Origin of the sequence: Streptomyces sp. NPDC032940 (assembly GCF_040636935.1) — a bacterium.
GTDB lineage: Bacteria > Actinomycetota > Actinomycetes > Streptomycetales > Streptomycetaceae > Streptomyces.
In genome coordinates, this window is sequence record NZ_JBEZVJ010000017.1 from 67,580 (window position 1) to 91,433 (window position 23,854).

A 23,854-nucleotide genomic window follows, 5' to 3' on the forward strand; every position below is an offset into this window, starting at 1 on the left:
TCAACGCGCCATGATCAGGCTCATCGCCTCGTTGCGCGTGGCGGAGTCGCGCAGCTGACCGCGTACGGCCGAGGTGATGGTCTTCGCGCCGGGCTTGCGGATACCGCGCATCGACATGCACATGTGCTCGCACTCCACGACGACGATCACTCCACGCGGCTCCAGGATCTCCATCAGGGAGTCCGCCACCTGCGTGGTGAGACGTTCCTGCACCTGCGGACGGCGGGCGTAGACGTCCACGAGACGGGCCAGCTTGGACAGGCCGGTGATCTTCCCGCTGGTGGACGGGATGTACCCGACGTGCGCGACGCCCCGGAACGGCACCAGGTGGTGCTCACAGGTGCTGAACACCTCGATGTCCTTCACCAGGACCATCTCGTCGTGACCGAGGTCGAAGGTCGTCGTGAGGACGTCCTCGGGCTCCTGGTACAGCCCCGCGAATATCTCCTTGTACGCCCGTGCCACCCGGGCCGGCGTCTCCCTCAGGCCCTCGCGGTCCGGGTCCTCGCCGACCGCGATCAGCAGTTCGCGTACGGCGTTCTCGGCCCGCTTCTCGTCGAACTCGCCGATCGGGCCCTGGCCGTCCAGCGTCACGGGGTCGGTCATCTGGTGCCTCGTTCCTGTCTTCTCACGTGTCGGCATGCGAAAACGCCGCGCCCCCCAAGGCTAGAACCTGGGGGGCGCGGCATACATTCCGGGCCTGGTGGGCCCGCGGGGAGGGCCCGGATCAGCTCTCCGGGCGGTCCTCCGGGGCTCGTTCCGGTGCCGGGGCGGGCTCCGCCGTGGTGCTCTTGGCGGTGGAGATCGCCGCCGTCGCACCATTCGCCCCGTTGGTCAGCGCGAGCTCCTTGGGGGAGAGCACCGGCGGACGGGTCGAGGGGGTGCGGCGGGAGGAACCGGTCCAGGCGGGCCGGGGCGGACGCTTGACGATCGGGGCGAAGATCTCGGCGATCTCCTCCTTGCCGAGCGTCTCCTTCTCCAGCAGGGCGAGGACGAGATTGTCCAGGACGTCGCGGTTCTCGACCAGGATCTCCCAGGCCTCGTTGTGCGCCGTCTCGATGAGCTTCTTGACCTCTTCGTCGACCAGCGCGGCGACCTCTTCCGAGTAGTCGCGCTGGTGCGCCATCTCCCGGCCGAGGAAGGGCTCGGTGTTGTCGCCACCGAACTTGATCGCGCCGAGACGCTCGGTCATGCCGTACTGCGTGACCATCGCGCGGGCCACACCGGTGGCCTTCTCGATGTCGTTGGCGGCACCGGTCGTCGGATCGTGGAAGACCAGTTCCTCGGCCGCGCGGCCGCCCAGCATGTAGGCGAGCTGGTCGAGCATCTCGTTGCGCGTGGTCGAGTACTTGTCCTCGTCCGGGAGCACCATCGTGTAGCCGAGGGCGCGGCCGCGGGAGAGAATCGTGATCTTGTGGACCGGGTCGGAGTTCGGCGAGGCCGCCGCGACCAGGGCGTGACCGCCCTCGTGGTACGCGGTGATCTTCTTCTCCTTGTCCGACATGATCCGGGTCCGCTTCTGCGGGCCCGCGACCACCCGGTCGATCGCCTCGTCCAGCATCTTGTTGTCGATCAGCTTCTGATCGCTGCGCGCGGTCAGGAGCGCGGCCTCGTTCAGCACGTTGGCCAGATCGGCACCGGTCATGCCGGGGGTGCGGCGGGCGACGGCCGACAGGTCGACGTCCGGGGCGACCGGCTTGCCCTTCTGGTGGACCTTGAGGATCTCCAGACGGCCCTGCATGTCCGGCCGGTCGACGGCGATCTGCCGGTCGAAGCGGCCCGGGCGCAGCAGCGCCGGGTCGAGGATGTCGGGCCGGTTCGTCGCGGCGATGAGGATCACGCCGCCCTTGACGTCGAAGCCGTCCATCTCGACGAGCAGCTGGTTCAGCGTCTGCTCGCGCTCGTCGTGACCGCCGCCCAGGCCGGCGCCGCGGTGGCGGCCGACCGCGTCGATCTCGTCGACGAAGACGATGGCCGGGGCGTTCGCCTTGGCCTGCTCGAACAGGTCACGCACTCGGGAGGCACCGACACCGACGAACATCTCGACGAAGTCGGAACCGGAGATCGAGTAGAACGGCACGCCCGCCTCGCCCGCGACGGCGCGCGCGAGCAGGGTCTTGCCGGTACCGGGCGGCCCGTACAGCAGCACACCCTTGGGGATCTTGGCGCCGACGGCCTGGAACTTCGCCGGCTCCTGGAGGAACTCCTTGATCTCGTGGAGCTCCTCGACGGCCTCGTCCGACCCGGCGACGTCGGAGAACGTCGTCTTCGGGGTGTCCTTGGTGATGAGCTTCGCCTTGGACTTGCCGAAGTTCATGACCCGGGAGCCGCCGCCCTGCATCTGATTCATCAGGAACAGGAAGACGACCACGATCAGGACGAACGGCAGCAGGGACAGCAGGATGCCGACGAACGCGTTCTGCTTGGACGGCGACACGGTGTAGCCGTCGGGGATCTGCTTGTCCTGGAACTTGTTCTGCAGGGTGCCGGCGATGGTCACGCCCTGGTCGCCGATGTAGCTCGCCTGGATCTTCGAGCTGCCCTTGATCTTCTCGCCGTCCTTGAGCTGGACCTTGATGGTCTGCTCGTCACCGGTGGTGAGCTTGGCCGACTCGACCTTGTTGTCGTTGATCGCCTGGACGACCTGGCCGGTGTCCACCGTCTTGTAGCCGCCGGACGAGCCGACGACCTGCATCAACACGACCACGGCAAGGACGGCCAGCACGATCCACATGACCGGCCCACGGAAGTATCGCTTCACGTCCATCCACACGGAGCGGTGCCGCCCCGTCCCTCCTGCCATAGTGAGTTTGATAAGACAGTTCTTCTGACGGTACCCCAGCCTGGTGGCCCGAAGCCGCACAGGACGGCCGACGGCCCGTCTGCATGCTCCAACGGCGCGGAGGCCGCCGGGGTTCCCGTCGCGCGCTACGGGGCCGTGCTAGCCACCGTAGACGTGGGGCGCGAGCGTACCGACGAACGGCAGGTTCCGGTACTTCTCGGCGTAGTCGAGCCCGTAGCCGACGACGAACTCGTTGGGGATGTCGAAACCGACCCACTCCACGTCGATGGCGACCTTCGCGGCGTCGGGCTTGCGCAGCAGCGTGCACACCTTGAGGGAGGCGGGCTCGCGCGAGCCGAGGTTGGAGATCAGCCAGGACAGGGTCAGGCCGGAGTCGATGATGTCCTCGACGATCAGGACGTGCCTGCCCTTGATGTCGGTGTCGAGGTCCTTGAGGATCCGCACCACCCCGGAGGACTGGGTGCCCGCGCCGTACGAGGACACCGCCATCCAGTCCATGGTGACGGGGGTGGACAGCGACCGGGCGAGGTCCGCCATGACCATCACGGCGCCCTTGAGGACACCGACGATGAGCAGGTCCTCGCCCTCGTACTCCGCGTCGATCTTCGCGGCCAGCTCGGCCAGCTTCGCGTCGATCTCTTCCTTGGTGATGAGTACCTTCTCGAGGTCGGCACCCATGTCGTTCGCGTCCACCCGCATCACTTTCGGTCGTCCCACCGGCCACTCCGGAACACCCTGATGACCCGAGCGGGTCGGTGGGAGGGTCCGGATTCAGCCTTGCCGAATCACCAGTCTGCCACCCTGGCGCCGGGCGACGACTTTGCCGGGGAGGTTGATGGCCCCCTGACCGCGCCAGCCGGTGATCAGCCGGTCGACTTCCTCGATGTGGCGGGCGAAGAGCGCACCGGCCGGGGCACCGGCCTCGATCGCGGCCCGGCGCAGGATCCTGCGGCGTACGGCGGGCGGCAGGGCGTAGAGCCCCGCGCACTCCAGTACGCCGGTGGCGTCGCGGACGCCGGCCTCGGCCTGGCGGGCCCAGGTGTCGAGGGCGTCGGCGTCGTCCCGGGAGAGCTGGGCCGTACGGGCGAGGGCCTCGACGACCCCCTTGCCGAGGGCCTTCTCGAGGGCGGGCAGTCCTTCGTGGCGCAGGCGGGAGCGGGTGTACGCCGGGTCGGTGTTGTGCGGGTCGTCCCAGACGGGCAGTGACTGGACCATGCAGGCCTTGCGGGCGGTCTGCCGGTCGACCTGGAGGAAGGGGCGCCGGTAACGGCCGCCGGCCCCCGAGACCGCGGCCATGCCCGACAGGGAGCGGATGCCGGAGCCGCGGGCGAGGCCCAGCAGGACGGTCTCGGCCTGGTCGTCGCGGGTGTGGCCGAGCAGGACGGCGGCGGCCCCGTGGCGGGCGGCGGCGGCGTCCAGGGCGGCATATCGGGCGTCGCGGGCGGCGGCTTCGGGCCCGCCCTCGCGGCCGACGGTCACGGCGGTCGCCTCGACCGGGTCGAGGCCGAGTTCGCGCAGGCGCAGGACGACTTCTTCGGCACGCAGGTCGGAGCCGTGCTGGAGGCCGTGGTCGACGGTGACGCCGCCGGCGCGGACGCCGAGCCGGGGGGCCTCGAAGGCGAGGGCGGAGGCGAGCGCCATGGAGTCGGCGCCGCCGGAGCAGGCCACGAGCACGAGCGGCGCCGCCGGGAGTCCGGGCGCACGCTCGGCGGCCGTCCCCGTGGGGACGCCGGCCGTGGTGTTCAGTTCGTCGAGGATGTCGTGGAGGACGCGGCGGACCGCCAGGCGTATCGCCGCGACCGCAGGATGGGGACCCATGTCCGGTGCCCTTCATGAAGTTTCGGGGGGTGAGCCCCGAGGTTCGGTCACGCAGAGTGCCTAGATGGTGACAGAAACGGGGCGTTCTCCGAGCATCGCACGCCTGCCGAGGGCTCACGGTCCCTCGGACGGGTGATTGGAGAGGCGTTCGTCTGCCGTCGGCCGGATTCGTTCACGACCGGCCCCCGGGGCTCACGACTCGGGCTTGCGGTGCACCCGCGCGATCCAGTCCGCCGGTTCGGCGATCTCCGACTTGGTGGGGAGCGTGTTGGGCGAGGTCCACACGCGGTTGAAGCCATCCATGCCGCACTCCTCGACGACGGCCCGCACGAAGCGCTCGCCGTCCCGGTACTGGCGGAGCTTGGCGTCGAGGCCGAGCAGTTTGCGCAGGGCCGTGTCGAGGCGGGAGGCGCCCTTGGCGCGGCGCTGCTGGAACTTCTCGCGGATCTCCCCGACGCTCGGCACGATCGCGGGGCCGACCCCGTCCATCACGAAGTCCGCGTGGCCCTCCAGCAGGGACATCACGGCGGTGAGGCGGCCGAGGACCTCCCGCTGGGCGGGCGTCTGCACCAGCTCGACGAGCGACCGGCCGCCGTCCTCCTCCTCGCCCTCGGGGCGTCCTCCGGCGAGCGACTGGGCGGCGTCGCGGATGCGCTCCAGGAAGGTCATGGGGTCGACGTCGGTCTCCGCGAGGAACGACTGGATTTCGCCCTCGAGGTGGTCGCGCAGCCACGGCACGGCGGTGAACTGCGTGCGGTGCGTCTCCTCGTGCAGGGTCACCCACAGGCGGAAGTCGTGCGGCTCGACGTCGAGTTCGCGCTCCACGTGCACGATGTTCGGCGCGACCAGGAGCAGCCGGCCGCCGCCGTTGGCGCCGGCGGGCAGCTCGCGGGTGGCCGGGGCGAAGGTCTCGTACTGGCCGAGGACGCGGGAGGACAGGAACGACAGCAGCACGCCCAGCTCGACGCCGGTGACCTTGCCGCCGACGGCGCCGAGGACCGCGCTGCCGGGGGAGCCGCCGCGGCGCTCCTGCATCTTCTCCAGCAGGGGCTTGAGGATCTCCCGGAACCCGGCGACGTTCGCCCGGACCCAGCCGGGGCGGTCGACGACGAGGACGGGGGTGTCGTGGATCTCGTCGGTGGCCATACGAGTGAAGCCCCGGACGTGTTCCTCCGAGGCTTTGGCGTGGCGGCGGAGCTCCGCGACGACGGCGCGGGCCTCGTCGCGGCTCACCTCGGGGCCCGGCCGTACGAGCCGGGTCGCGGTCGCCACCGCGAGATTCCAGTCGACCATGCCGGAAGATGCGCCGATGCTCGTCATTCCTCAACGGTACGTGAGCGCCGCCACTGGGGGCAGGCTGTGCGGGGCGGTGGGGTGCGGGGTGGGTGGCCGGTGCGGGGGCTGGGCGGGCGTGGGTGCGCTGCCCGGCGCGTTCGGGCACTGGGGGAGGCACGACTGCCCGCAGCTAGGACGACGAGGTCGCCAGGGACGTCGCCGCCTTGTCCAGGGCCGTCTGGGCCGCCTGGGGGTCTGTCGTGCCGTTGGTCAGGAAGGCGAAGGCCAGGACGTGGGCGTCGGGGGTGGTCACGGTGCCGGCGAGGGTGTTCACGCCGGTCAGGGTGCCGGTCTTGGCGCGGACCAGGCCGGCCGCGCCGTCGGCGTAGCGGCCGCTCAGGGTGCCGGTGAAGCCGGCGACGGGGAGACCGGTGAGGACCGGCCGGAGCTCGGGCCGGTCGGGGTCGGCCGCCTCGGCGAGCAGCGCCGTCAGGAGGTCGGCGGTGATCCGGTCGGAGCGGTCCAGGCCGCTGCCGTCGTGGAACACCGCACCCCGCACGGGCAGTCCGAGCCCTTTCAGCCGGGTGGTGAGGGCCGCGGAGACGCCGTCGAAGTCGGCGCGCTCGCCGCTCGCCAGGGCCGTGTGGCGGGCCAGCGCCTCGGCGAGGTCGTTGTCGCTGTCGGTCAGCATCCGCTCGACCAGGGCGGACAGCGGCGGCGAGGAGACGGTGGCGAGGGTGGCGGCGCGGGCCGTGGCCTTCGAGGGGCCCGGGGCCGAGGTCTTGACGCCGTGGTCGCCCAGGAAGCCCGCGAAGGCGCGGGCCGCGTCCGCCGCCGGGTCCGCCGCGCGCGGGGCCGGGCCGCTGGTGGAGTCGTCGGTGCGGGCCTCGTCGGCCATCAGGGCGGTGACGGGGGCGAGGTTCTCGTTGACCCCGATCGGGTGCTTCTCGTCGCCGGCGTACAGCGACGTGTCGTACGACAGGGTCACCTGGCGCACGCCCCGCTTCTTCAGGGCGGCGGCGGTCTGCTCGGCGAGGGTGCGCAGGCTCGCCGGGCCGCCGGAGTGGGGACGGGCGGTGAGGGTGGGGTCGCCGCCGCCGACCAGGACGAGTTCGCCCGTGTCGGACTCCAGGGCGGCGCGGGTGGTGAGGCGGTGGTCGGGGCCGAGGGCGGCGAGAGCCGCGATCGCGGTGGCGATCTTGGTGGTGGAGGCGGGGGTCAGAGCGGTGCCGGTGCCGGTGCCGTACAGCCGCTTGCCGGTGGTCAGGTCGACGACCGCCGCACCGCTGCGGGGGCCGAGCGCGGGGTCGTCGAGGAGGGGCCCGAGGGTGTCGGCGAGGGCCTTGCCGCGCGGTGCCGCCTTGACGCCGCCGGGGGCGGTGCCGGAGGTGCCGGCGAGCGCGGTCAGGACGGACGCGGCACTGGGCGCGGGCCGGGGCTTCCGGGAGGCGGCGCCGGGGCCGGCGGATCCGCGACCGTGATCTGCGCCACCCGTGTGGTCCAGGGCCACTGCCCGGTCCCGCTCCGCCGTACGCTGACCCGTGGAGTCCCAGGGGCCGGCGGCGGTCACCACACCGGCGGCCAGTGCCAGCCCGGCGGTGGCGGCGCCGGCGGTGTACTGCCAGGTCTTCGGCCTGCGGGTGAGCTGCGGTGTCGTGGCCCGCGCGAGCCGCGTCAGACGCGGACGGGCGGCGCGCGCGGCCCGTGCGAGACGCGGTCGTACGGCACCCGCGGCCCGCACCATGTGCGGTCTCGCGGCCCGCCAAGGCCTCAGCTCTGGCACTACCACCAGCCCCTTTCGCGATCACACGCCTGCGTGAGGGACACTTAACCACCAGAACTATGTGCTGATCATGGAGGAGCGTCCGGTGGAGTTCGACGTCACGATCGAGATCCCGAAGGGTTCGCGGAACAAGTACGAGGTGGACCACGAGACCGGTCGTATCCGCCTGGACCGCCGCCTGTTCACCTCGACCGCCTACCCGACCGACTACGGCTTCGTCGAGAACACCCTCGGCGAGGACGGCGACCCGCTGGACGCGCTGGTCATCCTGGACGAGCCGACCTTCCCGGGCTGCCTCATCCGCTGCCGCGCCATCGGCATGTTCCGCATGACCGACGAGGCCGGCGGCGACGACAAGCTGCTGTGCGTGCCGTCGACGGACCCGCGCGTGGAGCACCTGCGTGACATCCATCACGTGTCGGAGTTCGACCGCCTGGAGATCCAGCACTTCTTCGAGGTCTACAAGGACCTGGAGCCCGGCAAGTCGGTCGAGGGCGCCGACTGGGTCGGCCGCACCGAGGCCGAGGCCGAGATCGAGCGGTCCTACAAGCGCTTCAAGGACCAGGGCGGCCACTGAGCAGCAGCCCCTCCCGTAACGGGCCGCACGCCATGGCGTGCGGCCCGTACACGTTTGGGTACGCATACTGAGGGCTACAGGAGGGTGTGTCGTACCCAGGGAGCGCAACGCAAGTGACGGAGGCGGAGGACCGCAAGCCGCAGTCGGACGAGGCGCACAGCGCCTTCCGGCAGCCGCAAGGGGTCGCGGCGGCGGTCGACGGCGAGTCGTCGACGACGTCGGAGTTCGAGATCCCGCAGGGGCTGGCCGTGCCCCCTCCCGGATCGGAGTCCGAGACGACCTCGGAGTTCGCGCTTCCGGAGGGCCTGGACGTGCCCCAGGGGCCGGCCGCCGAGTCGGAGGGGTCGGCGTTCAGCACGCCGAGCACGTACAGCGCCTGGACCGCGCCCGCCGCCTTCACGCCGGCGAGCGGTGTCCCGCTGGTGAGTCTGACCAAGGACGTGCCGTGGCAGGACCGGATGCGGGCGATGCTGCGCATGCCGGTGGCCGAGCGGCCCGCGCCGGAGACCGCGCAGCGCCACGACGACGACACCGGCCCCGCCGTGCCGCGCGTGCTCGACCTGACGCTGCGTATCGGGGAGCTGCTGCTGGCGGGCGGTGAGGGCGCCGAGGACGTGGAGGCGGCGATGTTCGCGGTCTGCCGTTCCTACGGCCTGGACCGCTGCGAGCCGAACGTCACCTTCACGCTGCTGTCGATCTCCCACCAGCCGTCCCTGGTCGAGGACCCGGTGACGGCGTCGCGGACGGTGCGCCGCCGGGGCACCGACTACACGCGGCTCGCGGCCGTGTTCCACCTGGTGGACGACCTCAGCGACCCGGACACGCACATCTCCCTGGAGGAGGCCTACCGGCGCCTGGCGGAGATCCGCCGCAACCGGCACCCGTACCCGACCTGGGTCCTGACCGTGGCGAGCGGCTCGCTGGCCGGCGCGGCCTCGCTGCTGGTCGGCGGTGACGTGATCGTGTTCTTCGCGGCCCTGTTCGGCGCGATGCTCGGCGACCGGCTGGCGTGGCTGTGCGCGGGGCGCGGACTGCCGGAGTTCTACCAGTTCGCGGTGGCCGCGATGCCGCCGGCGGCGATAGGGATCGCGCTGACGCTGACGCACGTCGACGTGAAGGCGTCCGCGGTCATCACCGGTGGCCTGTTCGCCCTGCTGCCGGGGCGGGCGCTGGTCGCGGGCGTGCAGGACGGTCTGACCGGCTTCTACATCACCGCCGCAGCGCGTCTGCTGGAGGTCATGTACTTCTTCGTCAGCATCGTCGCCGGGGTGCTGGTGGTGCTGTACTTCGGTGTCCAGCTGGGCGCCGAGCTCAACCCGGACGCCGCGCTGGGCACCGGTGACCAGCCGGTCGTGCAGATCTTCGCGTCGATGCTGCTGTCGCTGGCCTTCGCGATCCTGCTCCAGCAGGAGCGGTCCACCGTGCTGGCGGTGACCCTGAACGGCGGCATCGCCTGGTGCGTCTACGGTGCCATGCACTACACCGGCGGGATCTCGCCGGTGGCCTCCACGGCCGCGGCTGCCGGGCTGGTGGGCCTGTTCGGGCAGCTGATGTCCCGGTACCGGTTCGCGTCGGCGCTGCCGTACACGACCGCGGCGATCGGGCCGCTGCTGCCCGGTTCGGCGACGTACTTCGGTCTGCTGGCGATCGCGCAGAGCGAGGTGGACGCGGGGCTGCTGTCGCTGTCGAAGGCGGTGGCGCTCGCCATGGCCATCGCCATCGGGGTCAACCTCGGTGGGGAGATCTCACGGCTGTTCCTGAAGGTGCCGGGCGCGGCGAGCGCGGCGGGCCGGCGGGCGGCCAAGCGGACGCGGGGTTTCTGACAACGCCCCGCGTCCCTTCGGACGGCGTCAGCGGCCCTGGTCGTACGGGTACTGGTCGCCGTACTGCTGCCGGCCGCCGTAGTTCTGCGGGTACTGCTGCGCGTACGGCTGCTGCTCGCCGTAGCCCTGGTGGCCGTACCCCTGGTCGCCGTAGCCCTGGTCGCCGTAGCCCTGGTCGTACTGCTGCGGGGACTGCTGCTGGTGCTGGTGCTGCTGCGGCTGCTGGTACGGCTCCACGCGGCGGAGCTGGGTCGTCGCGTCGTCCATGGCCGGGTACTGGGGCTGCTGGTGCTGCTGGGCCGCCGGAGGAGTCGGCTGTGCCGCCGCGGCGCGCTTCTTCTTCCCGCGCTCGCGCAGGTACTCGATGGCGATCGGGACCACCGAGACCACGACGATCAGGACGAGGATCGCCTCGACGTTGGTGCGGATGAACTCGATCTGGCCGAGCCAGTAGCCCGCGAGGGTGACGCCCGTGCCCCAGGCCACGCCACCGATCACGTTGTACGTGAGGAAGGTGCGGTACTTCATGCGGCCGGCGCCCGCCACGATGGGGGCGAAGGTGCGCACGATCGGCACGAAGCGGGCCAGGACGATCGCCTTGGGCCCGTACTTCTCCATGAACTCGTGGGCCTTCTCCAGATTCTCCTGCTTGAAGAGCTTGGAGTTGGGCCGGTTGAAGAGCTTGGGACCGAAGAACTTGCCGATCATGTAGCCGACTTGGTCGCCGAGGACGGCGGCGGCCACGATCAGGGCGCACACGAGCCACAGCGGCTGGCTGATGTACTGCCCCTGGGCGACGAACAGACCCGCCGTGAACAGCAGCGAGTCGCCGGGCAGGAAGGCGAAGAGACCGGACTCGGCGAAGACGATCAGCAGGATGCCTGCCAGGCTGAAGGTCTCGATCAGGTAGTCCGGGCTCAGCCACTCGGGGCCGAGCGCAAGCGTGGTCACGGGATTGTGGCTCCTGCACTGGGGGGCGGGCTGGGGCTTGGCTGCCCCAACGTATCAACGCGGCCGTCGGGGCCCAGGTTCCACGGAGGTCCATGGGGTGCGCTGTGCGCCCGTCCGGGGAACCCTGTGAACCATGGGCATTGAAGAATACGGCGGCGGACAGGGCCCTCAGCCCGACGTACTCGTCGTGACCGCGAACGACCTGCCCGGCCACCGCGTGCAGGAGGTGCTCGGGGAGGTCTTCGGCCTGACCGTACGCTCCCGGCACCTGGGGAGCCAGATCGGCGCCGGGCTGAAGTCGCTGGTCGGCGGCGAGCTGCGCGGACTCACCAAGACCCTCGTCGAGACGCGCAACCAGGCCATGGAGCGGCTCGTGGAGCAGGCCCGCGCGCGGGGCGCCAACGCGGTGCTGGCGTTCCGCTTCGACGTGACGGAGGCGGCGGACGTGGGCACCGAGGTGTGCGCCTACGGGACGGCGGTGGTCGTGGTCCGGGAGTGACCCGGACCACGACGCTCAGGGGGTGTGCCGGACGGCGTTGGCGAGGATCGCGTCGCGCATGTAGGCGGCGAGGCCCGGCCGGGCGGCGTCGATGTTCCGCGTGAAACGTTCGTCCGATACGTACATCTCGCCCAGACAGGTGTGCATCTCGTACCCGCAGTCGTAGTGGTTGCGGGCGATGCCCTGTCGGTGGTCCTCGGCGACGTCCATGGCCGCCTCGGACTCGGCGGGCTCACCGGCGTCCATCAGGGCGACGAAGCGCCGGGTGAGCTCGTCGGCCTCGTCCTGGATGCGCTGCCAGTCCTCCTTGGTGTACGAGGCGGTCTTCTCCTTGGACTGGCGGTAGGCGTCGGTGTCGCCCCAGCGCTCCTTGACCTCCTCCTCGTACTGGTCGGGGTCGAAGTCGCCGAAGACCTCGAACTTCTCCTCGGGCGTGAGGTTGATGCCCATGCTGCGTGCCTCCATGGCCTGCTCCACGGCCGCCGCCATCTTCTGCAGCTTCTCGATCCGGGCGGTCAGCAGCTCGTGCTGGCGGCGCAGGTGCGCACGCGGGTCCGCGGCCGGGTCGTCGAGCAGCGCGGCGACCTCGTCGAGCGGGAAGCCCAGCTCCCGGTAGAACAGGATCTGCTGCAGCCGGTCGAGGTCGGCGTCGCCGTAGCGCCGGTGGCCGGCGTGGCTGCGCTCGCTCGGTACCAGCAGGCCGATGTCGTCGTAGTGGTGCAGGGTGCGCACCGTCACCCCGGCGAAGCCGGCCACCTGTCCCACGGAGTAGCTCACTTCCGCTCCCTTCTGTGACGCCGTCCACGCTGCCTCCTCACGTCGCGTGAGGTGCAAGCCCGGATGCGTGCCGCCCGGCCCGGACCTACCGTCGGACGCATGCCACTGCACCACGGTCACCAGCCGCCCCGGGACGAGGGCAGCGCCCGGCGCCGGCTCGCCGTGAACCCCTTCTACGGTCAGACGGACCCGACCGGCGGTATGACCGAGGCCCCGCCCACGCACCGCCTTCCCGACACTCCCCTGCCGCCCATGACGGCGTACCGGCTGGTCCACGACGAGCTGATGCTGGACGGCAACGCCCGGCTGAACCTGGCCACCTTCGTCACCACGTGGATGGAGCCGCAGGCCGGCGTGCTGATGAGCGAGTGCCGGGACAAGAACATGATCGACAAGGACGAGTATCCGCGCACCGCCGAGCTGGAGCGGCGCTGCGTGGCGATGCTCGCCGACCTGTGGCACGCGCCCGACCCGTCGGCGGCCGTGGGCTGCTCGACGACGGGGTCGAGCGAGGCGTGCATGCTGGCCGGGATGGCGCTGAAGCGGCGGTGGGCGCTGCGCAACGCCGGCCGCTATCCGGCGACCGCGCGGCCCAACCTCGTGATGGGCGTGAACGTGCAGGTCTGCTGGGAGAAGTTCTGCAACTTCTGGGAGGTGGAGGCCCGGCAGGTGCCCATGGAGGGCGACCGCTTCCACCTCGACCCGCAGGCGGCCGCCGAGCTGTGCGACGAGAACACGATCGGGGCCGTCGGCATCCTCGGCTCCACCTTCGACGGGTCCTACGAGCCGATCGCCGACCTGTGCGCCGCCCTGGACGACCTCCAGGAGCGGACCGGCCTCGACGTCCCGGTGCACGTCGACGGGGCGTCGGGCGCGATGGTCGCGCCGTTCCTCGACGAGGACCTGGTGTGGGACTTCCGGCTGCCGAGGGTCGCCTCGATCAACACCTCGGGGCACAAGTACGGGCTCGTCTACCCCGGTGTCGGCTGGGCGCTGTGGCGGGACGCGGACGCGCTGCCCGAGGAGCTGGTGTTCCGGGTCAACTACCTGGGCGGCGACATGCCGACCTTCGCGCTGAACTTCTCCCGGCCCGGCGCGCAGGTGGCCGCGCAGTACTACACGTTCCTGCGGCTGGGCCGCGAGGGCTACCGGACCGTGCAGCAGACCTCGCGGGACATCGCCCGGGGCATCGCCGAGCGGGTGGAGGCGCTCGGCGACTTCCGGCTGCTGACGCGCGGCGACGAGCTGCCGGTGTTCGCCTTCACGACGGCCGAGGACGTAAAGGCGTACGACGTGTTCGACGTGTCCCGGCGGCTGCGCGAGGGCGGCTGGCTGGTGCCCGCGTACACCTTCCCGCCGCACCGCGAGGACCTGTCCGTGCTGCGCGTGGTGTGCCGCAACGGCTTCTCGGCGGACATGGCGGACCTGCTCCTCGCCGACCTGGAGCGGCTGCTGCCGGACCTGCGCCGGCAGCCGTATCCGCTGACCCGCGACAAGGCCGCGGCCTCCGGGTTCCACCACCAGAGCGTCCTCAACGGCTGAGGCGCGCGAACCTCCCCACCGCCAGCGGGAAGAACACCGCGAGCAGGACCAGCGGCCAGCCGACGGCCGCCCAGGCGTGCCCGGGCTCGCCGCCGGGGCCGCCCAACAGGTCGCGCACGGCCGTGGCGGTCTGGGACAGCGGGTTCCACTGGACTGCCGTGCCCAGCCAGCCGGGCATGGAGTCCGGTGCGGCGAAGGCGTTGGAGAGGAAGCCGACCGGCCAGACCAGGATCTGCACCGCCTGCACGAGTTCCGGCTTGCCCGCCACCAGGGCCAGGAAGATGCCGACCCACAGCATGGCGAACCGGAGGAGCAGGAGCAGGCCCATCGCCCCCAGGAACGCGCCGGGGCCGCCGTGGGCGCGCCAGCCGAGCGCGTACCCGACCGCGGTCAGCACCACGAGCCCCGCGGCCGACTGGAGCATGTCGGCGGCCGAACGGCCCACCAGCACCGCCCCGTCGGCCATCGGCAGCGAGCGGAAGCGGTCGACGACGCCCCTCTCGAGGTCCCGGGTGACGGCGATCATCGTGCCCTCCAGGCCGAAGGCCATGGTGAGCGCGAGCATCCCGGGGACCAGGTAGTCGACGTAGTCGCCGCGCACGCCCCGGCCGCCGCCGATCAGGTAGCCGAACATCAGCAGCAGCATGACCGGGAAGGCGAGGTTGACCACGACCGTCACCGGCTGCCGCGCCCAGCGGGCCAGCTCACGGCGGGTCATGGTCCAGGAGTCGGTCAGGGCGTAGGCGGTCACGCGGCCTCCTCGGTGCGGTCGGTGAGGTGCAGGAAGACCTCGTCCAGGGTCGGGCGGCGCAGGGCCACGTCCTCGGCCTCGACCCCGGCCTCCTCCAGCGCCCGTACGACGCCGGAGAGCGCCGCCATCCGGTCGGTGACCGGTGCGCTGAGCAGCCGGCGGTCGGGGTCGACGCGGACGCCGGTGAGCGGGAGCAGGGCGACGGCGGCGCCCAGTCGGCCGGCGTCGCGCAGGACGACGTCGATGCGGTCGCCGCCGACGGCGGCCTTGAGCTCGTCCGCCGTGCCGTCGGCGACGACCCGGCCGGCGTCGACGACGGAGATGCGGTCGGCGAGCTGGTCGGCCTCCTCCAGGTACTGCGTGGTGAGCAGGACCGTCGTACCGCCGCCGACCAGGGAGCGGACCGACTCCCACACCTCGGCGCGGCCGCGCGGGTCGAGGCCCGTGGTCGGCTCGTCCAGGAAGAGCACCTCCGGTTCGGTGATGAGGGACGCGGCGAGGTCCAGGCGGCGCCGCATGCCGCCGCTGTAGGCGCTGACCGGTCTGCGTCCGGTGTCGCCCAGGCCGAAGCGGTCGAGCAGTTCGCCGGCACGCGCGCGTGCCCGCCGGGCGCCCAGATGGTGCAGGCGGCCGAACATCTCCAGGTTCTGCCGGCCGCCCAGTTCCTCGTCGAGCGCCGCGTGCTGGCCGAGCAGTCCGATGCGCAGCCGTACGGCGTACGCCTCGGCGACGGGATCGTGCCCGGCCACCTCGATGCGGCCCGCGTCCGGGCGCAGCAGGGTGGACAGGATCCGGACGAGGGTGGTCTTGCCCGCGCCGTTGGGGCCGAGCACCCCGTGCACCGTGCCGCGGGCGACCGTGAGGTCGAGCCCGTCCAGCGCGTGCCTGCCGCCGTACTTCTTGCGTGCCCCTTCGACGGTGATCGCCGCGTCGGCCACTGCACTCCCCCTCTACTAGCCAAATTTGACTACCACCAGAAGGTAACGCGCTCGATCCGATTGGTCAAACTTGATTAGCGGGCGTCCCCGTAGTGCGGCCGCCCCGCCGCGAAGGGGTTCTCCTGGCCCTCCGCCAGCACGCCGACGAACGGCTCGCCCTCGCCGGCGAAGGTGTACGCGCCGCCCCGGATCCGCTCGATCAGACCCCGGGTCCACTCGGCACCGGAGTCGGCCGAGTGGACCCAGAAGTTCATGATCTCGCCGATGTGCCCGAGCTGGCCGGGCCCCTCCTCGGGCGTGTAGTAGTCGGTGACGGAGGCACGCCACTCCTCGATCTTCCGCACCCGCTCCTCCAGCAGCGCGAGGGCCTCCGCGCGCGGGAGGTCGACCATGAAGCCGAGCGCCGCGGTGAGCACGTCCGGCCGCTGGTCGTAGGCGGTCAGAGAGGAGCGGAGCAGGGTGAGGTACTCCTCGGTGCCCCGCTCGGTGATCTCGTACTCCGTGCGGGGCGGGCCGCCGGCCGTGGACGGGGCGATCTCGTGCGCGACGAGCAGGCCCTGCTTGGCCATCTGCTTGAGCGCGTGGTAGATCGAGCCGGGCTTGGCGTTGGACCACTCGTGCGCGCCCCAGTACTCCAGGTCGTTGCGCACCTGGTAGCCGTGGGCCCGCCCGTGCTGGCGGACGGCACCGAGCACGAGGAGACGGATCGCTGACATGGAGCCCAGCCTAGATCCGGCGCCGGAGTCCGCCCGCCCGGGACCTCGGAACGGGAAGCCGGGCTTCAGAACGGGAAGCCGCTGCGCCCGTGCTGGACCGAGATCCACTTCTGCGTGGTGAAGGCGTCCAGCATGGTGTCGCCGTTCAGCCGGCCGATGCCGGAGTGCTTCTCGCCGCCGAAGGGCACGATCGGCTCGTCGTGCACGGTGCCGTCGTTCACGTGGAACATGCCGGTGTCGATCCGCTTGGCGAAGGCGACGCCCCGCTCGACGTCCGCCGTGTGCACGGCGCCGCTGAGGCCGTAGGGGGTGTCGTTGACCAGGCGTACGGCCTCCTCCTCGCCGTCGAAGGGGACGAGGAAGGCGACGGGGCCGAAGACCTCCTGCTTCAGCAGGGCGGAGTCGGCGGGCAGCCCGGTCAGGACCGACGGCGTGACGAGGTTGTCGGTGGTGGTGCCGCGCACCAGGGCGGTCGCGCCCTCGGCGAGCGCCTGCTCGACCACGCCGGAGAGCGCGTCGGCCTGCGAGGAGTTGATCACCGGTCCGATGACGGTCGACGGGTCGCTCGGGTCGCCGGCCTTGAGGGTCTTCACCTTGGCGACGAACTTCTCGGTGAACTCGTCGGCCACCGCGCGGTCGACCAGCACGCGGTTGGCGGCCATGCAGACCTGGCCCTGGTGGACGAAGCGGCTGAAGACGGCCGCGTCGACCGCGTAGTCGACGTCGGCGTCGTCGAGGACGACCAGTGCGCTGTTGCCGCCCAGTTCGAGCACCGAGCGCTTGAAGTGGGCGGCGCAGACGGTGGCCACGTGCCGGCCGACCTTGTCCGAGCCGGTGAAGGAGATCACCTTGGGGACCGGGTGCTCCAGGAAGGCGTCGCCGATCTCCGCGATGTCGGTGACCACGACGTTCAGCAGGCCGCCCGGCAGGCCGGCGTCCTCGAAGAGCTTCGCCACCAGGGTGCCGCCGACGACCGGTGTGTTCTGGTGCGGCTTGAGGACGACACCGTTGCCCAGGGCGAGGGCGGGGGCGACCGACTTCAGGGAGAGCAGGAAGGGGAAGTTGAAGGGGCTGATGACACCCACGACGCCGACCGGCACCCGGTAGACCCGGTTCTCCTTGCCGTCGACCGGCGAGGGGATGATCCGGCCCTCGGGGCGCAGCGCCAGGTGGACGGCCTCGCGCAGGAACTCCTTGGCGAGGTGCAGCTCGAAGGCGGCCTTCAGGCGGGTGCCGCCCAGCTCGGCGACGATCGCCTCGCTGATCTCCGCCTCGCGCTCCTCCACGAGGCGCAGCGCCTTCTCGAACACCGCGCGACGCGCGTAGGGGTTCGTCTCCGCCCACCGCTTCTGCGCGCGCTCGGCCGCCCGGTACGCGGCGTCGACCTCGTCGACGGTGGCTATGGTGATCGAGGCCAGCTTCTCGTCGTCGTACGGGTTGAAGTCGATGATGTCCCAGGAGCCGGTGCCCGGACGCCACTCGCCGTCGATGTACTGCTGGGCGAGGTCGGTGAAGTACGACGACATGTGATCCCTCAATCCCCTAGCTGCCGCCGCAGCTGCCGCGAGCGGCCTGATGGGACGTCATCGTACTTATGTTTCAGGAGAGTTGGAGAAGACCCCGCAGTAGGTCACGGCTCTCGTCCGGCCCCGGGCTGTCGTGCTGGAGCTCCTTGAGCGCCGTCTCGTACTGGGTGACGTCCTCGCGCTTGTCCAGGTACAGGGCGCTGGTGAGCTGCTCCAGGTACACGACGTCCGAGAGGTCGGACTCGGGGAAGCTGAGGATCGTGAACGCGCCACCTTCGCCGGAGTGCCCGCCGAAGCCGAACGGCATGACCTGAAGCCTCACATTGGGGCGTTCCGACATGTCGATCAGATGCTGGAGCTGCCCGCGCATCACCGCGCGGTCGCCGTACGGGCGGCGCAGCGCGGCCTCGTCCAGGACGATGTGGAACTCGGGTGCGTTCTCGGCGACGAGGTGCTTCTGCCGCTCCAGGCGCAGCGTCACGCGCCGCTCGACGTCGGCCTCGCTCGCGCCCTTCATGCCGCGCCGGACGACCGCGCGGGCGTACTCCTCGGTCTGCAGCAGGCCGTGCACGAACTGCACCTCGTACACCCGGATCGAGGACGCGGCGCCCTCCAGGCCCACATAGGTGGGGAACCAGCTCGGCAGCACGTCGCTGTAGCTGTGCCACCAGCCCGCGACGTTGGCCTCCTTGGCCAGCGAGAGCAGGGAGGCGCGCTCCTGTTCGTCCGTGATGCCGTACAAGGTCAGCAGGTCCTCGACGTCCCTCGTCTTGAAGCTCACCCGGCCCAGCTCCATCCGGCTGATCTTCGATTCGGAGGCGCGGATCGAGTAGCCCGCCGCCTCGCGCGTGATCCCCCGTGTCTCACGCAGTCGCCTGAGTTGTGATCCGAGCAGCATGCGCCGCACCACCGATCCGGGCTCTCCCGCGCTCACGTTCGCCAGCCTCCCCAACCGTCTTCAGGGGCCGAAGTCTGCCACTAAAACACTCCGAGCAGTACTCGTCCGGTTACGGAAACGGAATCGAGCCAAAGAGAACGTGCGGGAACGGTCGGGGAGTTGACGTCCGGCGCTCGGATTGTGAGGTGAAGGCGGCGCGAAGACGGCGGAAAAATTACCCAACAAGCGGTACGGGCAGGTCCATTTCGGTCACGTGCACGTGCATCTGCCCTTGCATCTGGGGTACGCATCCGAAACCATGGTCCCGCACCACCGCGCCGCATCGCTACGACCGCGAATTCCCGGGAGTGCCTCGCATGGGGACGAATGGATCGACCATGCTCGAGCCGTTACGGCAGGGCCTTCCGCCACTCGACCCCGCGGCCGTCTCCAACGCGGCGTCCTGCGCCCTGCCGCCCCGCTACGAGGCGGTGCGCGAGGCCCGGCGGTTCACCCGCAGAACGCTCGACGGCTGGGAGATGGGCGACCGTTTCGACGACGTCTGTCTCGTCGTGTCCGAGCTCGTCACCAACGCCCTGCGCCACGCCCTGCCGGCGAACGCCCCGCGACTGGCCGACCGGAACGGCCCCGTGCGGCTGCACCTGATGCGCTGGAGCGAGCGGCTGGTGTGCGCGGTGCGCGACCCCAGCCACGACAGTCCGGTCGCGCGGGACACCGACGACTTCTCGGCCGAGTCGGGCCGCGGCCTGTTCCTCGTCGACTCCTTCAGCGACAGCTGGGGCTGGCACCCGATGGCCGGCACGCTCGGGGGCAAGGTCGTCTGGGCGCTGTTCCGGCTCCAGAAGCCCGCGGACTGACCGTCCCGCGAATTTCCTGCGGCGTGAGCGGCCCCGGCGACGCGGGCGGTCAGCTCGCGATCAGGTGATCGAACTCGCCGTCCTTGACGCCAAGCAGCATGGCCTCGATCTCGGCACGCGTGTAGACGAGCGCGGGACCGTCGGGGAAGCGCGAGTTGCGCACGGCGACGCCCCCGTCCGGCAGCCGCGCGAACTCCACGCAGGAGCCCTGCGAGTTGCTGTGCCGGCTCTTCTGCCAGGCCACGTCGTGCAGCTGCGTGGCCGCCATGCCGTTGTACACGCCGGACGCGTCGTCAACGTCGTACACGTCGTGGTCCACAGGTCGCTCCCCGGTGGTGCACTGGCTGGTGTGGCCATTTGATGCAGCGGTCAACTGGTCCGGATCATAACCCCGTTCACGTGCGGATGCATGAGCAAATGCACGTGCACGCGCGGTGTTGCTCCGGTTACAGCGCTGACGGCCGCCGTCCCGAAAGCCCTTGCCCTCTTTGACGCCCGCTCCGAAGAAGTCGTTCCCGCGTCTGCCCCGGTATTCGGAGAACATGCGCCGACGACCCTGTGAGACGGCATGCGACGACACCGGGACCCGTCGGACGGAACGGGCCCCGGTGTCGCCGGGGAGGGCGGCTGGGGCGCCGCCGGTCAGCGGGTCGCGTAGGGCAGCAGCGCCATCTCGCGCGCGTTCTTGACGGCCCTGGCCAGCTGCCGCTGCTGCCGGGCCGAGACCCGGGTGACGCGGCGGCTGCGGATCTTGCCGCGGTCGGAGAGGAACTTCCGCAGCAGGTCGGTGTCCTTGTAGTCGATGTACGTCACCCCGGCCGCGTCCAGCGGATTGGGGCGCTGCTCGGCGGGCCGGCGGTCGCTCTTGCGGGGCATGGGCGGTCAGACCTCCAGGAGGGTGTCGAAGGCGGGCGGCAGCCGTCGCCAGGCGGCGTGGCCCGCGGCGTACTCGGCGTCGGTCAGCAGGCAGGACTCCAGAAGCCGTTCGAGTCCGTCCCGGTCGAGTCCCGGCGACGTGAAGACCAGGTGCTGGCAGCGGTCGCCGTGCTCGGGGTGCCAGTCCAGCGCGGCGGCGGCGCGCCGCACGGGCGGGACCAGTTCCCAGGCCGCGTCGGGCAGCGACGCCATCCACGGGCCCGCGCTCTCCACGCACAGGGCCCCGCCCGCGGCGTCCCAGTGCAGCAGCGTGTCCGCCTTGTCGGCGAGCCAGAAGCGGCCGCGGCTGCGGGCGGCGGCGCAGGTCAGGTCCTCCAGCGCCTGGTACAGCCGCTCCGGGTGGAAGGGGCGGCGCCGGCGCCAGACGAAGGTGGCGACACCGTGCGCGTCGGCCTCCGCGGGCAGCAGCGCGCAGGCGGGGTGCTGGGCGGCCGCCGCGGCCTCCACGTCGAAGCCGGCGAACGCCGCCCGCGCCAGGGCGGAGGAGGCGGGCGCGGACGGGCGGGCGCCCGCCGGGCCACCGTGGCCGATCGGGACCCGGCGGGCCGTCGGGTGCAGCTGGGACAGCAGCTCGCGATCCTCGTCGTCGGCCTCCGGGGAGTCGGCGACGGCGAGGACGGGGGCGTACTCCAACTGGCGTGCGAAGGTGTCGGCGACGGTGCGCTGATCGGTGGCCGCGGCGGCGAGGCCGCCCTCCGCGAGATCGTCGCCGTTGCCGAGGTACGGCAGGACCAGTGCCGGGTCGACGGCCGTGATCACGCCGGTGACGGTGAAGCCGCCGGCCGTCACCACCTCCGCCATCGCCTTGGGCTCGACCGAGTCCCACAGCTCGACCACGGCCAGCGGGGTGCCTCCGGCGTCCGCCAGCCGTCCCAGCTCGGGGACGAGGTCCTCGCGCAGGGCACAGCACGCGCAGTCGTTGACGAGGGGCGCCTCACCGGTGGACAGGACACCGGTGGCGTCCCGGACGGTGCGTACGACCGTGCCCGCGGCGGCCGTCGCCAGGTCGTGGTGGAGGACCACGCTGCCGGGCACGTCGGCCAGCAGCCGCGCCACGGCCGCCCGGCGGGCGTCCGCGTGCAGCCCCGCGACGATCACCACCGGCAGGGCCGGCGACGGGCTCATGCCCCGCCCCGCTTCCCGTACCGGCGCTCGAAGCGCTCCACGCGTCCGGCGGTGTCCAGGACGCGGGCGGTGCCGGTGTAGAAGGGGTGGCTGACGTTCGAGATCTCGACGTCCACCACCGGGTAGGTACGGCCGTCCTCCCAGGCGATCGTGCGCTCGGAGGTCATGGTCGAGCGGGTGAGGAAGGCGTGGCCCGCGGCACGGTCGCGGAAGACGACCGGGCGGTACTCCGGGTGGATTCCCTCGCGCATGGCGGTCAGCGCTCCTCTCGGAAGTCGACGTGGCGGCCGACGACCGGGTCGTACTTGCGCAGCGTCAGGCGGTCGGGGTCGTTGCGGCGGTTCTTGCGGGTCACGTAGGTGAAGCCGGTCCCGGCGGTGGACCGGAGTTTGATGACCGGGCGGAGTTCGTTGCGTGCCATGCTGGTACCTTAATGAAAATGAATTCCATTAGCACCGACGTCTGACGAGAGGTACGTCACCATGTCCGCGCACTGCATGCTCACCGGGGCCCGGCCGGGCTTCGGCAACCGCATCTCCCACTCCCACCGGCGGACTTCACGCCGCTTCGACCCCAACATCCAGACCAAGCGCTACTGGCTGCCGAGCGAGGGCCGGCACGTGCGGCTGCGGCTGAGCACGAAGGGGATCAGGACCGTCGACGCGATCGGCGTGGAGGCGGCCGTGGCACGCGTCCGCGCGCGGGGGGTGCGGGTCTGATGGCGAAGAGGAGCAAGGTCGCGAAGAACGAGCAACGGCGCCTGACCGTCGCGCGGTACGCCGCACGGCGGGCGGAACTGAAGGAGATCATCCGCAGGCCGTCCTCGACCGAGTCCGAACGGCGTGCGGCCCAGCGGGAGTTGCGTGCCCAGCCACGCGACGCGAGCCCCACGCGGGTACGTAACCGCGACCAGATCGACGGGCGCCCGCGCGGCGTCTTCCGCGCCTTCGGCCTGTCCCGGGTGAATCTGCGTGAGCAGGCACACGCCGGACATCTGCCGGGAGTTCGCAAGTCGTCCTGGTAGCTTGCCGCTGACGCGGGGCCACCCGGCCGTCCGGCTACAGCTTGGAGCTTGCGGTGACACTGGTGACTGGGGAGAGCACGGCGAGCACGGCGGACGCGGGCAGCGCGGCGGACGCGGCGCGCGCGGGCGTCCGCGGCGGCGCGCGGCGGTCCGCCCGGGCGGCCGCCGCGGCCGTCGCCCTGGTGGGCGCGCTGACGCTGACCGCGTGCAGCGACGACGGTGACTCCGACGGCGGCTCGGGCAAGGACGGCGCGCCCTCGGCCGCGCCCAGCGCCTCGGCGAGCGCGGACACGGGCGGTGCCGGCGGCGCCTCGCCGTCCGCCCCGGCCGGTGAGCTGGAGGGCAGCTGGCTGACGACCACCGACGGCAACGCCGTCGCCCTGATGGTCACCGGCGACAAGGCCGCCCTCTTCGCCACGGGCGGGTCCGTGTGCAGCGGCACCGCGGGCGAGGAGTCCGGCACCCGCACCCTCCGCCTGAAGTGCACCGACGGCAACGACGACCGGGCGAACGGAACGGTCGAGTCGGTCGACGGGACGTCACTGAAGGTGAAGTGGCAGGGCTCCCTCGGTGAGGAGACGTACACCAAGTCCGAGGGCGGTTCGCTGCCGCCGGGTCTGCCGACGGCCGGTCTGGGCTCCTGAGCCGCACTCGGTCCTGCACCACACGCACGAAGGAACCACGCCATGCGCACCACCGGACCGCCCGCCCTCGCCGCGGTCGCCGTCACCGCGGCCCTTCTCCTCGCCGGCTGCGACAGCGGGGGCGGGGACGGGGGCGGTGACGGCGGCGGCAAGAGCAGCACCGGCGCCCGCGGCCCCGCCGCCTGCCGGATCGGGGAGACGGATGTGGAGATCGCGGCGAGCCCCGCTCCGGCCGCCGGCGACACGGGCACCGTCTCCGTGAACCTCGCCAACCGCGGTCCGGCGTGCACGCTCGACGGCTTCCCCTCCGTGACCCTCACCGGCACCGGCGCCCCTGCCGGGGTCCCCGCGGACGAGGCCGCCACCGCGCAGCGGCTGACCCTCGCGGCGGACGGCACGGCCACGTTCGCCCTGACCTACGTGCGCGGGTCCGCCGACGGCCTCGACGTGCGGTCGGCGGAGTTCGCCCTGCCCGGCGACGCCACGACCCACCGCTTCCCGTGGTCGTACGGCGAGGTCGCGGTGAAGGGCGAGGGGCCGGACGCCGCCGTGAGCGCGTTCCAGCGCGCCGGGGACTGACCGGGGCCGGTC

The 23,854-nt window shown here is 71.6% G+C and carries 27 protein-coding genes; 9 read left to right on the plus strand and 18 right to left on the minus strand.

Annotated features, from left to right (window positions below):
- The 6 genes from folE to dacB all read right to left on the minus strand — a co-directional run bounded on the left by folE (position 1) and on the right by dacB (position 7,640).
- A complete protein-coding gene (gene folE, locus AB0E77_RS21055; RefSeq protein WP_361572841.1) occupies positions 1–606 on the minus strand; it encodes a GTP cyclohydrolase I FolE in 606 nt (201 codons plus the stop codon).
- 121 nt (positions 607–727) lie between these two features.
- Positions 728–2,767, minus strand: coding sequence for an ATP-dependent zinc metalloprotease FtsH (gene ftsH / locus AB0E77_RS21060; protein ID WP_361572951.1), 2,040 nt, complete (start codon positions 2,765–2,767; stop codon positions 728–730).
- Positions 2,768–2,941: 174 nt separating this feature from the next.
- A complete protein-coding gene (gene hpt / locus AB0E77_RS21065) occupies positions 2,942–3,481 on the minus strand; it encodes a hypoxanthine phosphoribosyltransferase (protein ID WP_237519076.1) in 540 nt (179 codons plus the stop codon).
- A gap of 93 nt (positions 3,482–3,574) precedes the next feature.
- Positions 3,575–4,621, minus strand: coding sequence for a tRNA lysidine(34) synthetase TilS (gene tilS / locus AB0E77_RS21070; RefSeq protein WP_361572843.1), 1,047 nt, complete (start codon positions 4,619–4,621; stop codon positions 3,575–3,577).
- Between the two features lie 192 nt (positions 4,622–4,813).
- Positions 4,814–5,941: a zinc-dependent metalloprotease gene (locus AB0E77_RS21075; RefSeq protein WP_361572845.1), complete on the minus strand. Its 1,128-nt coding sequence runs from the start codon at positions 5,939–5,941 to the stop codon at positions 4,814–4,816.
- Positions 5,942–6,086: 145 nt separating this feature from the next.
- Complete coding sequence (gene dacB / locus AB0E77_RS21080; RefSeq protein WP_361572953.1) at positions 6,087–7,640, minus strand: D-alanyl-D-alanine carboxypeptidase/D-alanyl-D-alanine-endopeptidase; 1,554 nt, start codon at positions 7,638–7,640, stop codon at positions 6,087–6,089.
- Positions 7,641–7,764: 124 nt separating this feature from the next.
- On the opposite strand from dacB, the gene AB0E77_RS21085 reads away from it, so the two are divergent.
- Positions 7,765–8,256, plus strand: a complete 492-nt coding sequence (locus AB0E77_RS21085; RefSeq protein WP_003975424.1) for an inorganic diphosphatase — start codon at positions 7,765–7,767, stop codon at positions 8,254–8,256.
- A gap of 113 nt (positions 8,257–8,369) precedes the next feature.
- A complete protein-coding gene (locus AB0E77_RS21090) occupies positions 8,370–10,079 on the plus strand; it encodes a threonine/serine exporter family protein (RefSeq protein WP_361572847.1) in 1,710 nt (569 codons plus the stop codon).
- A 27-nt stretch (positions 10,080–10,106) separates the two neighbouring features.
- Here AB0E77_RS21090 and AB0E77_RS21095 read toward each other — a convergent pair whose 3' ends face one another.
- Positions 10,107–11,030 (minus strand): VTT domain-containing protein, encoded by a 924-nt coding sequence (locus tag AB0E77_RS21095; RefSeq protein ID WP_361572849.1) that lies wholly within the window; start codon positions 11,028–11,030, stop codon positions 10,107–10,109.
- Positions 11,031–11,163: 133 nt separating this feature from the next.
- Here AB0E77_RS21095 and AB0E77_RS21100 point away from each other — a divergent pair, with 133 nt between their 5' ends.
- Entirely contained in the window at positions 11,164–11,529 is a 366-nt protein-coding gene (locus AB0E77_RS21100) for a YbjQ family protein (RefSeq protein WP_361572851.1), read from the plus strand.
- A 15-nt stretch (positions 11,530–11,544) separates the two neighbouring features.
- On the opposite strand, the gene AB0E77_RS21105 is transcribed toward AB0E77_RS21100, so the two are convergent.
- On the minus strand, positions 11,545–12,306 hold the full coding sequence (locus AB0E77_RS21105) for a MerR family transcriptional regulator (protein ID WP_361572853.1): 762 nt from the start codon (positions 12,304–12,306) through the stop codon (positions 11,545–11,547).
- Positions 12,307–12,405: 99 nt separating this feature from the next.
- On the opposite strand from AB0E77_RS21105, the gene AB0E77_RS21110 reads away from it, so the two are divergent.
- Positions 12,406–13,848, plus strand: a complete 1,443-nt coding sequence (locus AB0E77_RS21110; RefSeq protein WP_361572855.1) for a glutamate decarboxylase — start codon at positions 12,406–12,408, stop codon at positions 13,846–13,848.
- Here the strand turns inward: AB0E77_RS21110 and AB0E77_RS21115 are convergent.
- The 5 genes from AB0E77_RS21115 to AB0E77_RS21135 form a co-directional block, all read right to left on the minus strand.
- The gene (locus AB0E77_RS21115) at positions 13,838–14,599 is read right to left on the minus strand and encodes an ABC transporter permease (protein ID WP_361572857.1); all 762 of its coding nucleotides are present in this window, start codon (positions 14,597–14,599) and stop codon (positions 13,838–13,840) included. The two genes, AB0E77_RS21110 and AB0E77_RS21115, sit on opposite strands and share 11 nt — an antisense overlap.
- Positions 14,596–15,537 (minus strand): ATP-binding cassette domain-containing protein, encoded by a 942-nt coding sequence (locus tag AB0E77_RS21120; RefSeq protein ID WP_361572859.1) that lies wholly within the window; start codon positions 15,535–15,537, stop codon positions 14,596–14,598. Before AB0E77_RS21120 ends, AB0E77_RS21115 begins: the two co-directional genes overlap by 4 nt.
- Before the next feature lie 74 nt (positions 15,538–15,611).
- On the minus strand, positions 15,612–16,253 hold the full coding sequence (locus tag AB0E77_RS21125) for a PadR family transcriptional regulator (RefSeq protein WP_361572861.1): 642 nt from the start codon (positions 16,251–16,253) through the stop codon (positions 15,612–15,614).
- A gap of 65 nt (positions 16,254–16,318) precedes the next feature.
- Positions 16,319–17,779: an aldehyde dehydrogenase family protein gene (locus tag AB0E77_RS21130; protein ID WP_361572863.1), complete on the minus strand. Its 1,461-nt coding sequence runs from the start codon at positions 17,777–17,779 to the stop codon at positions 16,319–16,321.
- Between the two features lie 73 nt (positions 17,780–17,852).
- Complete coding sequence (locus AB0E77_RS21135; RefSeq protein ID WP_361572955.1) at positions 17,853–18,677, minus strand: helix-turn-helix transcriptional regulator; 825 nt, start codon at positions 18,675–18,677, stop codon at positions 17,853–17,855.
- A 377-nt stretch (positions 18,678–19,054) separates the two neighbouring features.
- Between AB0E77_RS21135 and AB0E77_RS21140 the strand changes: the two genes are divergently transcribed.
- Entirely contained in the window at positions 19,055–19,534 is a 480-nt protein-coding gene (locus tag AB0E77_RS21140; protein ID WP_361572865.1) for an ATP-binding protein, read from the plus strand.
- A gap of 49 nt (positions 19,535–19,583) precedes the next feature.
- Here AB0E77_RS21140 and AB0E77_RS21145 read toward each other — a convergent pair whose 3' ends face one another.
- From AB0E77_RS21145 to rpmG, 5 genes are all read right to left on the minus strand, one after another.
- Positions 19,584–19,853 carry a DUF397 domain-containing protein gene (locus tag AB0E77_RS21145; RefSeq protein ID WP_077799099.1) on the minus strand — a complete coding sequence of 90 codons (270 nt, stop codon included), beginning with the start codon at positions 19,851–19,853 and terminating at the stop codon, positions 19,584–19,586.
- Positions 19,854–20,176: 323 nt separating this feature from the next.
- Positions 20,177–20,410 carry a 30S ribosomal protein S18 gene (gene rpsR / locus AB0E77_RS21150; protein WP_361572867.1) on the minus strand — a complete coding sequence of 78 codons (234 nt, stop codon included), beginning with the start codon at positions 20,408–20,410 and terminating at the stop codon, positions 20,177–20,179.
- Positions 20,411–20,416: 6 nt separating this feature from the next.
- Positions 20,417–21,595, minus strand: a complete 1,179-nt coding sequence (locus AB0E77_RS21155; RefSeq protein ID WP_361572869.1) for a GTP-binding protein — start codon at positions 21,593–21,595, stop codon at positions 20,417–20,419.
- A complete protein-coding gene (locus AB0E77_RS21160; RefSeq protein WP_361572871.1) occupies positions 21,592–21,846 on the minus strand; it encodes a type B 50S ribosomal protein L31 in 255 nt (84 codons plus the stop codon). The genes AB0E77_RS21155 and AB0E77_RS21160 overlap by 4 nt, the downstream gene beginning before the upstream one ends.
- A gap of 5 nt (positions 21,847–21,851) precedes the next feature.
- Complete coding sequence (rpmG, locus tag AB0E77_RS21165; protein ID WP_033321692.1) at positions 21,852–22,016, minus strand: 50S ribosomal protein L33; 165 nt, start codon at positions 22,014–22,016, stop codon at positions 21,852–21,854.
- 61 nt (positions 22,017–22,077) lie between these two features.
- Here rpmG and rpmB point away from each other — a divergent pair, with 61 nt between their 5' ends.
- The 4 genes from rpmB to AB0E77_RS21185 all read left to right on the plus strand — a co-directional run bounded on the left by rpmB (position 22,078) and on the right by AB0E77_RS21185 (position 23,842).
- Complete coding sequence (gene rpmB / locus AB0E77_RS21170; protein ID WP_361572873.1) at positions 22,078–22,314, plus strand: 50S ribosomal protein L28; 237 nt, start codon at positions 22,078–22,080, stop codon at positions 22,312–22,314.
- Positions 22,314–22,619 (plus strand): 30S ribosomal protein S14, encoded by a 306-nt coding sequence (gene rpsN / locus AB0E77_RS21175; protein ID WP_361572875.1) that lies wholly within the window; start codon positions 22,314–22,316, stop codon positions 22,617–22,619. The genes rpmB and rpsN overlap by 1 nt, the downstream gene beginning before the upstream one ends.
- A gap of 179 nt (positions 22,620–22,798) precedes the next feature.
- Positions 22,799–23,263, plus strand: a complete 465-nt coding sequence (locus AB0E77_RS21180) for a hypothetical protein (RefSeq protein WP_361572957.1) — start codon at positions 22,799–22,801, stop codon at positions 23,261–23,263.
- Positions 23,264–23,305: 42 nt separating this feature from the next.
- Positions 23,306–23,842 (plus strand): DUF4232 domain-containing protein, encoded by a 537-nt coding sequence (locus AB0E77_RS21185; RefSeq protein ID WP_361572877.1) that lies wholly within the window; start codon positions 23,306–23,308, stop codon positions 23,840–23,842.
- Positions 23,843–23,854 lie beyond the last annotated feature (12 nt).

Excerpts from the sequence above, each read along its gene's own strand:
- folE (WP_361572841.1), bottom strand. The coding sequence starts at position 606 with ATGACCGACCCCGTGACGCTGGACGGCCAGGGCCCGATCGGCGAGTTC.
- ftsH (WP_361572951.1), bottom strand. The coding sequence starts at position 2,767 with ATGGACGTGAAGCGATACTTCCGTGGGCCGGTCATGTGGATCGTGCTG.
- hpt (WP_237519076.1), bottom strand. The coding sequence starts at position 3,481 with ATGGGTGCCGACCTCGAGAAGGTACTCATCACCAAGGAAGAGATCGAC.
- tilS (WP_361572843.1), bottom strand. The coding sequence starts at position 4,621 with ATGGGTCCCCATCCTGCGGTCGCGGCGATACGCCTGGCGGTCCGCCGC.
- AB0E77_RS21075 (WP_361572845.1), bottom strand. The coding sequence starts at position 5,941 with ATGACGAGCATCGGCGCATCTTCCGGCATGGTCGACTGGAATCTCGCG.
- dacB (WP_361572953.1), bottom strand. The coding sequence starts at position 7,640 with ATGGTGCGGGCCGCGGGTGCCGTACGACCGCGTCTCGCACGGGCCGCG.
- AB0E77_RS21100 (WP_361572851.1), top strand. The coding sequence starts at position 11,164 with ATGGGCATTGAAGAATACGGCGGCGGACAGGGCCCTCAGCCCGACGTA.
- AB0E77_RS21110 (WP_361572855.1), top strand. The coding sequence starts at position 12,406 with ATGCCACTGCACCACGGTCACCAGCCGCCCCGGGACGAGGGCAGCGCC.
- AB0E77_RS21125 (WP_361572861.1), bottom strand. The coding sequence starts at position 16,253 with ATGTCAGCGATCCGTCTCCTCGTGCTCGGTGCCGTCCGCCAGCACGGG.
- AB0E77_RS21130 (WP_361572863.1), bottom strand. The coding sequence starts at position 17,779 with ATGTCGTCGTACTTCACCGACCTCGCCCAGCAGTACATCGACGGCGAG.
- AB0E77_RS21135 (WP_361572955.1), bottom strand. The coding sequence starts at position 18,677 with ATGCTGCTCGGATCACAACTCAGGCGACTGCGTGAGACACGGGGGATC.
- AB0E77_RS21140 (WP_361572865.1), top strand. The coding sequence starts at position 19,055 with ATGCTCGAGCCGTTACGGCAGGGCCTTCCGCCACTCGACCCCGCGGCC.
- rpsR (WP_361572867.1), bottom strand. The coding sequence starts at position 20,410 with ATGCCCCGCAAGAGCGACCGCCGGCCCGCCGAGCAGCGCCCCAATCCG.
- AB0E77_RS21155 (WP_361572869.1), bottom strand. The coding sequence starts at position 21,595 with ATGAGCCCGTCGCCGGCCCTGCCGGTGGTGATCGTCGCGGGGCTGCAC.
- AB0E77_RS21160 (WP_361572871.1), bottom strand. The coding sequence starts at position 21,846 with ATGCGCGAGGGAATCCACCCGGAGTACCGCCCGGTCGTCTTCCGCGAC.
- rpmG (WP_033321692.1), bottom strand. The coding sequence starts at position 22,016 with ATGGCACGCAACGAACTCCGCCCGGTCATCAAACTCCGGTCCACCGCC.
- rpmB (WP_361572873.1), top strand. The coding sequence starts at position 22,078 with ATGTCCGCGCACTGCATGCTCACCGGGGCCCGGCCGGGCTTCGGCAAC.
- rpsN (WP_361572875.1), top strand. The coding sequence starts at position 22,314 with ATGGCGAAGAGGAGCAAGGTCGCGAAGAACGAGCAACGGCGCCTGACC.
- AB0E77_RS21185 (WP_361572877.1), top strand. The coding sequence starts at position 23,306 with ATGCGCACCACCGGACCGCCCGCCCTCGCCGCGGTCGCCGTCACCGCG.